12 protein-coding genes are annotated in these 13,035 nt (G+C 73.5%); 6 read left to right on the top strand and 6 right to left on the bottom strand.

Annotation, left to right across the window (positions count from 1 at the left end; all coding sequences use genetic code 11):
- The gene (locus tag CCO04_RS09830; RefSeq protein WP_215813966.1) at nt 1-987 is read right to left on the bottom strand and encodes an ATP-binding cassette domain-containing protein; all 987 of its coding nucleotides are present in this window, start codon (nt 985-987) and stop codon (nt 1-3) included.
- Between the two features lie 197 nt (nt 988-1,184).
- Between CCO04_RS09830 and CCO04_RS09825 the strand changes: the two genes are divergently transcribed.
- The 6 genes from CCO04_RS09825 (at nt 1,185) to CCO04_RS09800 (ending at nt 6,205) form a co-directional block, all read left to right on the top strand.
- Nucleotides 1,185-1,718: a Dps family protein gene (locus CCO04_RS09825; protein ID WP_215813965.1), complete on the top strand. Its 534-nt coding sequence runs from the start codon at nt 1,185-1,187 to the stop codon at nt 1,716-1,718.
- Between the two features lie 43 nt (nt 1,719-1,761).
- Nucleotides 1,762-2,970, top strand: coding sequence for a cytochrome P450 (locus CCO04_RS09820; RefSeq protein ID WP_215813964.1), 1,209 nt, complete (start codon nt 1,762-1,764; stop codon nt 2,968-2,970).
- A 1-nt stretch (nt 2,971) separates the two neighbouring features.
- On the top strand, nt 2,972-3,502 hold the full coding sequence (locus CCO04_RS09815; protein WP_215813963.1) for a TetR family transcriptional regulator: 531 nt from the start codon (nt 2,972-2,974) through the stop codon (nt 3,500-3,502).
- Between the two features lie 63 nt (nt 3,503-3,565).
- Complete coding sequence (locus CCO04_RS09810; protein ID WP_215813962.1) at nt 3,566-5,533, top strand: AarF/ABC1/UbiB kinase family protein; 1,968 nt, start codon at nt 3,566-3,568, stop codon at nt 5,531-5,533.
- Between the two features lie 37 nt (nt 5,534-5,570).
- Nucleotides 5,571-5,798, top strand: a complete 228-nt coding sequence (locus CCO04_RS09805) for a ribbon-helix-helix protein, CopG family (protein WP_215813961.1) — start codon at nt 5,571-5,573, stop codon at nt 5,796-5,798.
- The gene (locus tag CCO04_RS09800) at nt 5,795-6,205 is read left to right on the top strand and encodes a PIN domain-containing protein (RefSeq protein WP_215813960.1); all 411 of its coding nucleotides are present in this window, start codon (nt 5,795-5,797) and stop codon (nt 6,203-6,205) included. Before CCO04_RS09805 ends, CCO04_RS09800 begins: the two co-directional genes overlap by 4 nt.
- Here the strand turns inward: CCO04_RS09800 and CCO04_RS09795 are convergent.
- The 5 genes from CCO04_RS09795 to CCO04_RS09775 are packed head-to-tail and all read right to left on the bottom strand — an operon-like array spanning nt 6,195 to nt 13,029.
- Nucleotides 6,195-8,546, bottom strand: a complete 2,352-nt coding sequence (locus CCO04_RS09795; RefSeq protein ID WP_215813959.1) for an arylsulfatase — start codon at nt 8,544-8,546, stop codon at nt 6,195-6,197. The genes CCO04_RS09800 and CCO04_RS09795 overlap by 11 nt on opposite strands.
- Nucleotides 8,547-8,557: 11 nt before the next feature.
- A complete protein-coding gene (locus tag CCO04_RS09790; protein ID WP_215813958.1) occupies nt 8,558-9,517 on the bottom strand; it encodes a formylglycine-generating enzyme family protein in 960 nt (319 codons plus the stop codon).
- Nucleotides 9,514-11,184, bottom strand: a complete 1,671-nt coding sequence (locus tag CCO04_RS29725) for an ABC transporter ATP-binding protein (protein ID WP_215813957.1) — start codon at nt 11,182-11,184, stop codon at nt 9,514-9,516. Before CCO04_RS29725 ends, CCO04_RS09790 begins: the two co-directional genes overlap by 4 nt.
- Nucleotides 11,177-12,070 (bottom strand): ABC transporter permease, encoded by an 894-nt coding sequence (locus CCO04_RS09780; protein WP_215813956.1) that lies wholly within the window; start codon nt 12,068-12,070, stop codon nt 11,177-11,179. Before CCO04_RS09780 ends, CCO04_RS29725 begins: the two co-directional genes overlap by 8 nt.
- On the bottom strand, nt 12,070-13,029 hold the full coding sequence (locus CCO04_RS09775; RefSeq protein ID WP_215813955.1) for an ABC transporter permease: 960 nt from the start codon (nt 13,027-13,029) through the stop codon (nt 12,070-12,072). Before CCO04_RS09775 ends, CCO04_RS09780 begins: the two co-directional genes overlap by 1 nt.
- Nucleotides 13,030-13,035 lie beyond the last annotated feature (6 nt).

Below are 13,035 nucleotides of genomic sequence, written 5' to 3'. Positions count from 1 at the left end.
TCACTGGGCGGCCTCCGTGCTCTCGTTGCGGTCCGTGCTGTCGTGGCTGTCGTGCCCGGTGAGGCTGAGGAAGACGTCGTCCAGGGTCGGTCGGCGCAGGCCGACGTCGAGCACCTTGACGGCCTCGCGCTCGAAGCCCTGGAGGACGCGCAGCAGGTCGCCGGCGGCCTCGTCGCCGACGGCGGCGCCGAGCTCGCGCCCGGCGCTGGTGACCTGGACCTCGCCGACCGCGACCTCGTTGAGGATGCGGGCGGCGGCCTCGGTGTCGGCCGCATTGGTCAGGACGACCTCGATGCGCTGGCCGCCGGTCTGGGCCTTGAGCTCGTCGGCGGTGCCGTGGGCGATCTGGCGTCCGTGGTCGATGACGACGATGTCGTCGGCGAGGACGTCGGCCTCCTCGAGGTACTGCGTGGTGAGCAGCAGCGTGGCGCCCTCGCCGACCAGCTCGCGGATGACGTCCCACATGAGCTGGCGGCTGCGCGGGTCGAGCCCGGTGGTCGGCTCGTCGAGCACGATCACCGGCGGTGCGGCGACGAGCGCGCCGGCCAGGTCGAGGCGGCGGCGCTGGCCGCCGGAGTAGGTCTTGGTCGGCCGGCTCGCGAACTCGGTGAGGTCGAAGCGCTCGAGCAGCTCCTGCGCGCGGGCCCGCGCCCGCTGCCGGCCCAGGTGGTAGAGCCGGCCGATCATCACCAGGTTCTCGTACGCCGTGAGGTGCTCATCGACCGCGGCGTACTGACCGGACAGGCCGATCTTGGCCTTGGCCGCCGCCGGCTCGGCCAGCACGTCGATGCCGGCCACGGTGGCGCTGCCCGCGTCGGGCTTGAGCAGCGTGGTCAGGCAGCGCACGGCGGTGGTCTTGCCGGCGCCGTTGGGCCCCAGGAGGGCCAGCACCTTGCCCTCGGGCACGGCCAGGTCGAGGCCGGCCAGGGCCTCGACTTCCTTGTAGCGCTTGACCAGTCCGGTCGCGCGGATCATCGGTTCGCTCATCGGTCCTGCGTCCCCTCGTGCCTCTCGGATGCCCTGTGCTTCGCACCCTAGGGACCGCCACCGACAACGGAATTCATCGCTCGCGCGGGCGCCGGGTGCGCAATTGAGGCAAGGCTCGCTTTCCTGGAACGGTTCAAGAAAAGGTGGCAAGGTGGGGGTCACCGCAACCAGAGAACGAACGAAAGGGAGCAATCTCCATGGCCGCCACCGCGACCCAGCACCGCACCCGCCAGCACGTCTCGCACCCCGCCTTCCGCGCCGACGAGACGCTCGCCGGTCACCTCCAGCAGGTCCTCGTCGACCTCAACGACCTCGCGCTCCAGGGCAAGCAGGCCCACTGGAACGCCGTCGGCCCCAACTTCCGCGACCTGCACCTGCAGCTCGACGAGATCGTCGACGCCGCGCGTGAGTTCACCGACGACGTCGCCGAGCGGATGCGCGCCCTCTATGTCGTCCCCGACGGCACCTCGGCCCGCACCGCCGCGCAGTCGAGCCTGCCCGCCTTCCCCGGTGGCGAGGTCGAGACCGGCGCCGCGATCGACGCGATCGTCGCCTCCCTGTACGCCGTGGCCGGCACGGCCCGCCGCGTCCACGACGAGGTCGACGCCGCCGACCCGACCACGGCCGACCTGCTGCACACGATCCTCGAGCGCGTCGAGCAGCTCGCCTGGCTGACCGACGCCGAGCGCCGTACGCCGGGCGCCTCGGTGCCGGAGGCGATCGTCGTCTGACGCAACCCTAGACAGATCAGCCGACATGTCTCACTCTTGAGGCATGTCGGCTGAACTGTCCCACAACCACGGCTATCGCCCGGGCGGTGGCGCCGCCTGGCGCGATCCCTGGTCGGGCTACGCCTGGCTGCGCGAGCACGACCCCGTCCACCACGTGGTGCCCGCGGGCCGCCCCGAGCACGACCACTACGTGCTCTCCCGCCACGCCGACGTGCTCGCCGCGGCGGTCGACACCACGACGTACTCCAGCGCGGCCGGCCTCACCGTCGAGTACGGCGAGCTCGAGCGGATCGGCCTGGCCGACAACCCGCCGTTCGTGATGACCGACCCGCCGGTGCACACGACCTTCCGCAAGCTGGTGGCCCGCGGGTTCACCCCGCGCCAGGTGCGCGACGTCGAGCCGGCGGTGCGCGCGTTCGTGGTCGAGCGGCTCGACCGGCTGCGGGCGGCCGGCGGCGGCGACGTCGTCACCGAGCTGTTCAAGCCGCTGCCGAGCCTCGTCGTGGGCCACTACCTCGGTGTCCCGCCCGAGGACCAGGGCCGCTTCGACGACTGGAGCGGCGCGATCGTCGCGGCCAACGTCGCCGGTGAGGGTGCGGGTGCCGCCGACGACGCGGCCGGCGCGACCATCGAGATGATGGGCTACTTCACCGCCCTGGCCGAGCGTCGGCGCCACGACCCGGGCGACGACACGGTCTCCCAGCTGGTCCAGGCGGACGTCGACCTGCTCTCCATCCTCGCCTTCGTCTTCACGATGGTGGCCGGCGGCAACGACACCTCGACCGGCGCCCTCGGCGGCGCGGTCCAGCTGCTCGCCGAGCGCCCGGACCAGCGCGCGCTCCTCGCCGCCGACCCCGACCTCCTGCCCGACGCCGTCGAGGAGTTCCTCCGGCTCACCTCGCCGGTCCAGGGCCTGGCCCGGACGACGACCCGCGACGTCACGCTGCACGACACCGTCATCCCCGCGGGCCGCAAGGTGCTCCTGCTCTACGGCGCCGGCAACCGCGACCCGCGCAAGTACGGCCCCGACGCCGAGCACCTCGACGTCCGGCGCCGCCCGACCCAGATCCTCAGCTTCAGCCAGGGCCACCACCACTGCCTCGGCGCGGCCGCCGCGCGGCTCCAGATCACCGTCGCGCTCCAGGAGCTCCTCGCCCGGATCCCCGACTTCGCCGTCGACCACGACGCCGTCACCTGGGCGCCCGGCCCCTACGTACGCCGACCGCTCTCGGTCCCGCTGGTCGTGGTCTGAGGTGAGCGCCGCCTGGGTCGACCGCCGTACGGCGGCGGAGGAGCGGATCCTCGACGCCGCGGGCGAGCTCTTCGCCGCCGCCGGTGCCGCCGGTGTCGACGGTGTCGCCATGGGCGAGATCGCCACCGCGGCGGGCTGCTCGCGCGCCACGCTCTACCGCTACTTCCCCGACCGGCCCGCGCTGCAGCGGGCGTTCGTGCAGCGCGAGGCGGTCCGGGTGGGGGCGCTCGTCGCCGCCGACGGGGCCGCCACGGTCACCGACGCCGTGCTGTCGGCGCTGCGCCACGTGCGTGCCGCGCCCACGCTCGCCGCCTGGTTCCGCGCGGGGGATGCCGGCCGCGCCGCCGGCCTGGCCCACGACTCCGAGGTCATCGCCGCGCTCGGGCTGACGGTGGTGGCCGACCGGGACGCGGCGCAGTGGCTGGTCCGGGTGATCGTGTCGCTGCTGACCGTGCCGGGTGGCGACGAGGACGCCGAACGCCGGCTGGTCGAGCGGTTCGTCGTACCGGTGATCGCCCTGGGTAGCCCCTGATCGGTCCCTGGCCGGCCCCTGAGCCGCCCGGGAATGCGCCCGATCTCCCCTACGGTGGTGCCCGTGGCAGCGGTGGTCTGGGTCTACACGGTTCTGACGAGCCTCGTGCTGGCGATCGGCCTCGGGGCGGTGATCCGGCGGATCCTCGGCGCCCGCGTCGGCTGGCTGCGCACCGTGCTGGTGGCGTGGATCGCCCTCCTGGTGGGGATCCCGGTCACCGGCAAGCTGGCGGTCACCGCCGGCGTCGGTACGTCGAGCGGCGAGCTGACGACGTCCCAGGGGACGGCGATCGCCTTCATCCTGGTCAGCTGCCTGTGGGTCTTCGCGGCCGCGCTGGCGGTCGTCATGCTGACCGAGGTGCTGCTCCCGTCCGGCACGGTGCCAGGCCCCGGCGAGGTCGTCGGCCGGACCCGCTCGTGGGCCCGCCGGACCCGGCGCTACCTCCAGATCGCCCGTGCCGCCACCGGTTCAGGGCTCGGTGCTGTGCTGCGCGGCGGACCGTCGTCGGCCTCCTTCGGCCCGGCCCTCGCGTCGGTCTTCAACAAGTCCGGCGTCACCTTCGTCAAGCTCGGCCAGATCCTCGCCACCCGCGACGACCTGCTCCCGGCCGACACCACGCGTGCCCTCGCGACGCTCCAGTCCGACGCCGACCCCGAGCCGTACGACGCCGTGGCCGGCACCATCGCGGCCGAGCTCGGCGGCCGGCCCGACGCCCTCTTCGCGACGTTCGACGTCGTTCCCCTCGCCGCCGCGTCCGTGGCGCAGGTGCACACCGCGACCACCCACGACGGCCGCGACGTCGTTGTGAAGGTGCAGCGCAGCAAGGCGCGGCGCCAGGTCGAGGTCGACACCGAGATCCTGCTCCGGCTCGCCCGGACCGCGGAGCAGCGCTGGCCCTGGGCCCGCGACATGACGGTCTCCCGGCTCGCCGCCGGGCTCGCGCAGTCGCTGCGCGAGGAGCTCGACTACCGCATCGAGGCCGAGCGCACGGCGTCCGGCGCCGCTGCCCTCCGCGGTCGCGACGACATCGTCGTCCCCGCGGTCGACCTCGGGCTCAGCACCCGCCGGGTGCTCGTCATGGAGCGGCTGCACGGCGTACCGCTCTCGGCGGGGGACACGGCCGTCGCCGGCCTCGACCCCGAGCGCCGTACCCACCTCGCGGAGGCCCTCATCGGCGCCCTGCTCGACACGGTCTTCGTCAGCGGCTTCTTCCACGCCGACCTGCACCCCGGCAACATCCTCGTCCTGGACGACGGCCGGCTGGGCCTGCTCGACTTCGGTGCCGTCGGCATCCTCGACAGCGAGACCCGCCAGCTCCTGGCCCTGCTGCTCTTCGCGATCCTCAGCGACGACGCGGTGTCCGCGGTCGACGCGATGGCGCTCGCGTTTGACATACCGGACGACCTCGACGTGCCCCTCCTGCGCCGCGAGCTCGGCCGCGAGATCGCCGCCCTGCAGCTCCAGGACACCATCAGCGGCGACACCTTCGCCCGCATCTTCGCGGTCCTGCGCCGCCACGGCATCGGCGTCCCCGGCGACGTCGCGGCCGCCTTCCGGACCCTCACCTCCGTCGAGGCCGCCGTCACCCTCCTCGACCCCACCAACAGCCTGCTGTCGTCGGCCCGCGACCACCTCCCGTCCCTCCTGCGCCGCCTCGCCGCCCCCCAGCGCCTCGCCGCCCAGGCCGCCAGCCAGGCCGGCGTCGTCGCTGCCATCGCCCGCCGCCTCCCCGAACGCCTCGAGCACGTCACCGGCGCCCTCAGCGACGGCACCTTCACCGTCCGCACCCGCGCCTTCGGCGACGCCGAGGACCGCGCCTGGCTCCGCGACCAGGTCAACAACGGCCTGGCCGCCGCCTTCGGCATCACCGCCTGCGTCCTCGCCGTCCTGCTCGCCCTCAGCGACAACGGGCCCCGGCTCACCGACGACCTGTCGTTGTTCGGGCTGCTGGCGCTGGCGCTGGGGTTCTGCGGGGTCACGCTGGCGCTGCGGGTCGTCGTGCGGTTGTTCCAGCGGCGCGAGAGCCCCTAGTCCCTCCTGATATCGTCCGATATCAGGAGGTGGCGCGATGACTGACCTGCTCATCCGGAACGTGCCCGACGAGGACCTGCGGCGGATCGACGACAAGGCTCGTCGGCTCGGCCTGTCGCGGGCCGACTACTTCCGCCGGCTGATCCTCCAGGAGGCGGCGCGCGGGGTCGACGACGCCGAACCGGGCACCGACGTCTTCGCGCGGTTCGCGGACCTCGCCCAGGACCTCGGCGACGACGACGTCATGAGGGACGCCTGGTCATGACCGACTGGCTCATCGACAAGTCCGCCCTCGTCCGGCTGGCGCACGCTGCCGAGCGCGACGAGTGGCGCGAGCGCTGCCGCCGGGGTCTGGTCCGGATCACCTCGCCGACGCTGCTCGAGGCGGGCTTCTCCGCACGATCGGCCGACGACTGGCAGGCGCTGGTCGCCGGTCCGCCCGTGTCGTGGTTCCCCGTCGAGTACCTCACCCCCGCCATCGAGCGCCGCGCGCTCGATGTCCAGCGCATCCTCGCGGCGCGTGGCCAGCACCGCGCCCCGTCGGTGCCCGACCTGCTGATCGCCGCGGCGGCCGAGCTGGCGGGGCTCGTCGTCCTCCACCTCGACGAGGACTTCGAGCTCATCGCCGACGTCACCGGTCAGCAGGTCGAGCGCCTCGGCCTCACTGCGTGATCAGCGCCGCCGCCACCCGGTCCTCCAGCGGAGGCGTCAGCGCGTCGTCGCCCGAGACGATCTCGACGCGCTCGATCCGCCCGGTGAACCGGAACCCGTCGCGGGTCCCGTAGTCGTCGGTGACCGGCGTGCCGCGGTCGATGCCGACGTCGAGCGTCTGGTCCATCGAGAACATGTGGGGCAGCGACCGCTCCAGGCGGCCCTCGGCGACCTTTGCGCCGTCGAGCACGAGCGTGATCGAGGCGCCCTTGCCGAAGCCGCCGCCGTCGTACGCGAAGACGAGCTCGACGTCGTGCTCGCCGTCGGTCAGCACCGTCGCCGACCGCACGTGCGTCCAGTCGATCGCCGCCCGGCTGTAGGCCCAGGTGACGACGCCCTCCTTGACGTAGAGCGACCACCCGCCGAAGTACCCGCCCTGCGCGACGAGCACGCCCGACGTCCCCGGGCCTCCCGCGAACCTCGCCCGTACGACGTGCGACGCGTTGCGCACCGGCGGCACCGCGTCGTCGCGCAGCCGTCCCGAGGTGGGCCCGAGGACGATCGAGGTCGGGGGAGCGGGCCGGCCGGTGCCGCCGGCGTTGAACCGGCGGGCGAGCTTGTCGTCCATGGGGAGCACGTGGTTGCGCCGCGCCTCGGCCAGGAAGAGCTCCTGCAGGGCGGCGAGCCGCTCCGGCTCGGCGTCCGCGAGGTCCCGGGCCTGGGTCCAGTCGGTCGTGGTGTCGTAGAGCTCCCAGCGGTCGTCCTCGAAGCGCGGCGTCTCCACCGACGCCGGGTGCCAGGGCGCCTTGTGCGCGGCGACCGCGGTCCAGCCCTCGTGGTAGATCCCGCGGTTGCCGAACATCTCGAAGTACTGCGTGGTGTGCCGTTCCGCGGCCTGCGGCTGGTCGAAGGAGTAGGCGAACGAGACGCCGTCCAACGGCGCCTGCCGGACGCCGTCGATCGTCTCCGGCACCGGTACGCCGGCCACGTCGAGCAGCGTCGGCAGCACGTCGTTCACGTGGTGCCACTGGTGCCGCACCTCGCCGCGTGCCCGGATGCCCGCGGGCCAGTGCACGACCAGTCCGTTGCGGGTGCCGCCGTAGTGCGAGGCGACCTGCTTCGTCCACTGGTACGGCGTGTCCATGGCCACCGCCCAACCGGCGGGGTAGTGCGCGTAGGTGTCCGGTCCACCGAGCTCGCCGGGTCGCTCCGCGATGAAGCGCGCGATCCGCGCCGGGTCCTCCTCGATGCCGTTGAAGTGCAGCCCTTCGTTGAGCGTCCCGGCCGGCCCGCCCTCGGCGGAAGCCCCGTTGTCACCGAGGATGTAGAGCACGATCGTGTTGTCGAGCTCGCCGCGCTCGCGCAGCGCGTCGATCACCCGGCCCACCTGGGCGTCGGTGTGCTCGGCGAACGCCGCGTAGAGCTCCATGAGCCGTTGCCCGGTCTCCTGCTCCAGCGCGGAGACGTCGTCCCAGTGGGGGACGCCGGGCGTCCAGGGCGCCAGCTCCGCCTCCGGAGGTACGACGCCCAGGGCGCGCTGCTTCTCGAGCGTGATCTCGCGCTGCCGGTCCCACCCGTGCGCGAACTCGCCGCGGTAGCGGTCCCGCCACGACTCCGGGACCTGGAAGGGCGCGTGCGTCGCGCCGAACGCGAGGTAGCAGAACCACGGCTTGTCGGGCGCGTGCGTGCGGACGTCGCCGGTCCACGCGATCGCGCGGTCGGCGAGGTCCTCGGACAGGTGGTAGCCCTCGGCCGCGCTGCGCGGCGGGTCGACGAACGTCGTACCGTCGACGAGCGTCGGCTCGAACTGGCTGGCCTCGCCGCCGAGGAAGCCGTAGAAGCGGTCGAATCCCTCGCCCGTCGGCCACCGGTCGAACGGTCCTGCCGCGGTCTGCTCCCAGGGCGGCGTCTGGTGCCACTTGCCGAAGGCGCCCGTGCTGTAGCCGTTGCCGCGCAGGACCTGCGCGAGGGTGCCGGCGTCGCGGGGGCGCAGGCCGTCGTACCCCGGGGCGCCGGTGGAGATCTCCATGACCGTGCCGACGCCGACCGCGTGGTGGTTGCGGCCGGTCATCAGGGCGGCGCGCGTGGGGGAGCAGAGCGCCGTGGTGTGGAAGCGCGTGTAGCGCAGGCCGTCGTCGGCGAGCTGCTCGGCGACGGGCGTCCGGCACGGGCCGCCGAAGACCGAGGGGGCGCCGAATCCCATGTCGTCGAGCAGGACGACGAGCACGTTCGGCGCTCCCTCGGGGGCTTCGAGCCGCTCCCGCCCCGGCAGCGGACCGTCCTGGTCCCGTACGTCGACCTCCGCCTCGAAGGCGGCGCGGGCGCGGTGGAAGGGCAGGTGGGCGCGGGGATCGTCGGACACGGGGTCTCCGTTCATGAGGGGGTCGAGAGGGAATTGCCGCACCGGAAGCCGACATTGGCCGAGGCCGAGTCGGGGGTGTTGCTGCTGCGGGCGGCGACGCGGTAGCGGTTGCAGTACGAGTCGTGGCAGAGGTACGAGCCGCCGCGCATCACGCGCGTGTGCCCGTGCCGGGGCCCGTGCGGATCGTCGGCGGGAGAGTCGGCGTAGTAGCCGGCGTCGAACCGGTCGGCGCACCACTCCCAGACGTTGCCGACGGTCTGGAAGAGGCCGTAGCCGTTGGGTCGGTAGGACTTCACCGGCGCTGTCGTCAGGTGGCCGTCGTCGAGCGTGTTGTGCCGGGGGAAGTCGCCCTGCCACACGTTGAGCCGCCAGGCGCCGCCGTCGTGCAGCTCGTCCCCCCAGGGGAAGCGGCGGCCCGCGAGGCCCCCACGTGCGGCGAATTCCCACTCGGCCTCGGTCAGCAGCCGCTTGCCCGCCCAGCGGCAGTACGCCTGCGCGTCGTGCCACGTGACGTGCACGACGGGGTGGTGCGGCAGGTCGCCGATCGACGACAACGGTCCGGCGGGGTGCCGCCAGTCCGCGCCCTTGACCGCGACCCACCAGGGCGTCGTGTCGAGCCGGTGCAGCACGTCGGCCCGGGCGGCCTCGACCGCGAGGTGGAAGACCGCGGAGACACCGAGCTGCTCGGCCTCGGTGACATGGCCGGTGGCGCGCACGAACCGCGCGAACGCCGCGTTGGTCACCGCCGTCTCGTCCACGAGGTACGGCGCCAGCGTCACCTCGTGCACCGGACCCTCGCCGTCGGCGGGATCTCCGTCGCCGAAGGGGTCGCCCATCGCGAACGTCCCGCCGGGGATCGGGCGCTGGCCGCGGGTGTCGCGCCGGTCGGCCGGCGGCCGGTACGGAGCCGCGGGACCGACGGTGAGCAGGTCGCCCTGGCCGACCGATCCCGCGCAGCAGGCGCCACTCATGACGCGAGCTCGCGCACCCGCCGGCCGCGGCGCCGGCTGGGGTCCGGCACCGGGACGGCGTCGAGCAGCCGTCGCGTGTAGTCCTCGCTCGGGTGCGTGAACACCGCGCTCACGGGGCCTTCCTCGACGAGCCGACCAGCGCGCAGGACCGCCACCCGGTCGGCGACCTGGTGCACGACGGCGAGGTCGTGGCTGATGAACAGGCAGGCGAAGCCGAGCCGTTCCTGGAGGTCGCGGAACAGCTCCAGCACGCGCGCCTGCACCGACACGTCGAGCGCACTGGTGGGCTCGTCGGCCACGAGAAGGCTCGGCTCCAGCGCGAGTGCACGGGCCAGGGCGATCCGCTGCCGCTGGCCGCCGGAGAGCTCACGCGGGCGCCGTCCGGCGTACGACGTGGGGAGCTGGACCGCTTCGAGGAGCTCGGCCACCCGGGCGTCGCGCTCATCGGTGGTGCCGACCTGGTGGATGTCGAGCGGCTCGCGGATGCTCGCACCGACGCTGAGCCGCGGGTCGAGCGAGGCCTCCGGGTCCTGGTGCACGAACGCCAGGCCACGACGGAGGTTCCGGCGCTCGGAGCGAGGCGCGGCCAGCACGTCCCGGCCGCGCAGCAGCACCTGCCCGTCGGCCAGCGGGACGAGGCCGGCGGCGAGCCGGCCGAGTGTCGTCTTGCCGGAGCCGGACTCGCCGACCAGGCCGAGCACCTCACCCGGCGCGACGGTGAGCGAGACCTCGCTGATCGCGGGGAAGGCCCGGCCCCGCCGGCTCGATCCGTAGTGCACGTGGACGTCGCGGAACTCCACGGCGGGGGTCACCTCGTCCGCGACGATCACCGCCGCCGCGGGGACGGATGGGCCCGGCGTCGCCTGCGTGCCGGCCTCGGGGAGGCGCAGCACCGACGCGAGCAGCGTCTTGGTGTACGGCTCCCGCGGGTGGGCGAACAGCGCGCGGGTCTCGCCCTCCTCGACGACATTGCCCGCTTGCAGGACGACGACCCGGTCGGCGATCTCGGCGACCACCCCCATGTTGTGGGTGATGAGCACGATCGCGGTGCCGGTCTGCTCGCGGATCCGGTCCAGCAGGCGCAGGATCTCGGCCTGCACGGTGACGTCGAGCGCGGTGGTCGGCTCGTCGGCGAGCAGCACCTCCGGCTCGTTCGCCAGCGCGAGGGCGAGCACGACCCGCTGCTTCTGGCCGCCCGAGAGCTGGTGGGGGTACGAGCCGAGCCGGCGCTCCGGCTCGGGGATCTCGACCGCGCGGAGCAGCTCGATCGCCCGCTCCCGTGCGGCCTTCCGCGATCGGAGGCCGTGCGCGCGCAGCGCCTCGCGGAGCTGCCAGCCGACGGTCCGCACCGGGTTGAGGGCGGTCTGCGGCTCCTGGAACACCATCGCGATCCGGGCACCGCGGAACCGGTCGAGCTCGGCCTCGGGCAGCCCGAGGAGCTCCTCGCCGTCGTACCTGATGGACCCGGTGGCCTGCGCGCCCGGTGGCAGCAGGCCGAGCACCGCACGCGCGGTCATCGACTTCCCGGAGCCCGATTCGCCCACCAGGGCGAGGATCTCGCCGCGTTCGAGGGCGACCGAGACGTCCTCGACGGCGGGCCGGGGCTGGGCGAACGAGATGGCGAGGTGCTCGATCTCGAGCACGGGGGACACAGGCGACTCAGGCACGGCGGGCCTCCGCGAGGGACTGGGAGATGAGCAGGAGACCGAGGACCAGCGCCACCACCACGGCGAGCGGGCCCACGGCGAAGAACGGCGCCTCGTGCAGCAGTCGCACGCCGTCCTTGATGAGGGAGCCGAGCGAGGGATGCGGCGGCCGGACACCCAGCCCGAGGAAGCTCATCGCGCCCTCGATGAACACCGCGACCGACATCGACACGGCGAGCTGGACGGTCAGCGGCTCCAGCGAGTTGGGGAGGACGTGCTTGCGCAGCACCCACCAGGGCCCGGCGCCGACGACCTGCGAGGCCTCGACGAACGGCATCTCCCGCACGGTCCGCACCGACGTGCGCACCAGCCGCCCGAAGACCGGGATCTCCAGCGCCACGATGACGACGCCGACCGTGAGCACGCCGGGGCCGAGGAAGGCGGTGAGCAGGATGCCCAGGATGAGCGCGGGGAACGCGAGCAGCAGGTCGAACGCCCGCTGCGCGATCACGTCGGTCACCGTCCACCAGCTCGTGACCAGGCCGATCAGCACGCCGGCGGCCGCGCCGACCGGCACCGCCGCGAACACGATGACCAGGTCGACCCGGATGCCGTACAGCGTGCGGGACAGGATGTCCCGGTTGAGCTCGTCGGTGCCGAGCCAGTGCCCGGAGCCAGGCCCCAGCAGGTTGGCGCCCTTGATCTGCTCCGTCGGCCCGTACGGCGCGAGCAGCGGTCCGAGCACGCCGAGCGCCACCACGGTGCCCACGAGCACGAGCCCCACGAGGCCGCGGCCGTGGCGCAGCGCATGCAGCAGGCCGTCGCGTCGTACGGGCGCGGGATCGCCGGGGACGGGACCCACGGGGACCGGGCTGAGCGGCTCCTCCAGCGAGACGTCGAGGGTCATCAGGAGACTCCGTTCAGCCGGACGCGCGGGTCGAGCCACGCATGGATGACGTCCGTGGCGAGCTGGGTGAGGACGAAGACGACCACCGAGAGCAGCAGCAGGACCTGCACGACGGGGTAGTCGCGGGCCGAGATCCCCTGCTCCACCAGGCGTCCGAGGCCCGGCCAGGCGAAGACCGCCTCGACCAGGATCGCCCCACCCAGCAGGGTTCCGAGCTGCAGGCCGAGCACCGTCACCGTCGACGGCAGGGCGTTGCGCAACGCCTGGGTGAGCACGATCCGGCGGCGCGGGATGCCGAGGGCCCGCGCCGTCGTCACGTACGGCTGCCGCATCTGCGTGCGCAGCGCCTCGGTGAGGAACCGGGTCAGTGCCGCCCACGCGGGCAGCGCCAGCGCGATGCCCGGGAGGATCAGGTACTGCAGCGCGATGTCGGGCTGCGCGAAGAAGCCGGCGGGCGGCGTCCCCCCAGCGGGGAGCACGGGGAAGCGCACCGCGAACACCAGCACCAGCACGAGCGCCGTCGCGAACGTCGGTACCGCCACCGCCGCGGTGTTGAGGGCCGAGAGCAGCGAGTTGAGCCAGCGCCGGTCCCCGACCACCGCCGCGGTGCTGGTCACGATCGCACCGACGGTGGCGAGGACGAGCGCGAACAGCGTCAGCACGACGGTGTTGAGCGCACCGTCCGCGATGAGGCTGCCCACGTCCCCGCCCAGCTTGTACGACGGACCGAGGTCGAACCGGGCCAGGTCGCCGAGCCAGTGCACGTACTGGCTCCAGAACGGCTGGTCGAGCCCGAGCTGCGTGCGGATCGCGTCCCGCGCGGCGGGCGTGGCGTCCGGCCCGGCGAGCACCGTGACGGGGTCGCCCGGCACCAGCCGGATCAGGGCGAAGATCCCGATCGACGCGAGCGCCGTCACGAGGAGGGCCGAGCCCAGCCGGCTGAGGAGGTAGCGGGTCATGGCGCT

This window comes from Pimelobacter sp. 30-1, from assembly GCF_018831735.1.
Taxonomy (GTDB): domain Bacteria; phylum Actinomycetota; class Actinomycetes; order Propionibacteriales; family Nocardioidaceae; genus Nocardioides.
The sequence above is the reverse complement of the archived record's forward strand: the minus strand, read 5'-3'. Positions and strand labels throughout refer to the sequence as shown.

Coding starts and splice junctions, on each gene's coding strand:
- CCO04_RS09800 (WP_215813960.1), top strand. CDS start 5,795: ATGACCGACTGGCTCATCGACAAGTCCGCCCTCGTCCGGCTGGCGCAC.
- CCO04_RS09830 (WP_215813966.1), bottom strand. CDS start 987: ATGAGCGAACCGATGATCCGCGCGACCGGACTGGTCAAGCGCTACAAG.
- CCO04_RS09805 (WP_215813961.1), top strand. CDS start 5,571: ATGACTGACCTGCTCATCCGGAACGTGCCCGACGAGGACCTGCGGCGG.
- CCO04_RS09820 (WP_215813964.1), top strand. CDS start 1,762: ATGTCGGCTGAACTGTCCCACAACCACGGCTATCGCCCGGGCGGTGGC.
- CCO04_RS09825 (WP_215813965.1), top strand. CDS start 1,185: ATGGCCGCCACCGCGACCCAGCACCGCACCCGCCAGCACGTCTCGCAC.
- CCO04_RS09790 (WP_215813958.1), bottom strand. CDS start 9,517: ATGAGTGGCGCCTGCTGCGCGGGATCGGTCGGCCAGGGCGACCTGCTC.
- CCO04_RS09780 (WP_215813956.1), bottom strand. CDS start 12,070: ATGACCCTCGACGTCTCGCTGGAGGAGCCGCTCAGCCCGGTCCCCGTG.
- CCO04_RS09775 (WP_215813955.1), bottom strand. CDS start 13,029: ATGACCCGCTACCTCCTCAGCCGGCTGGGCTCGGCCCTCCTCGTGACG.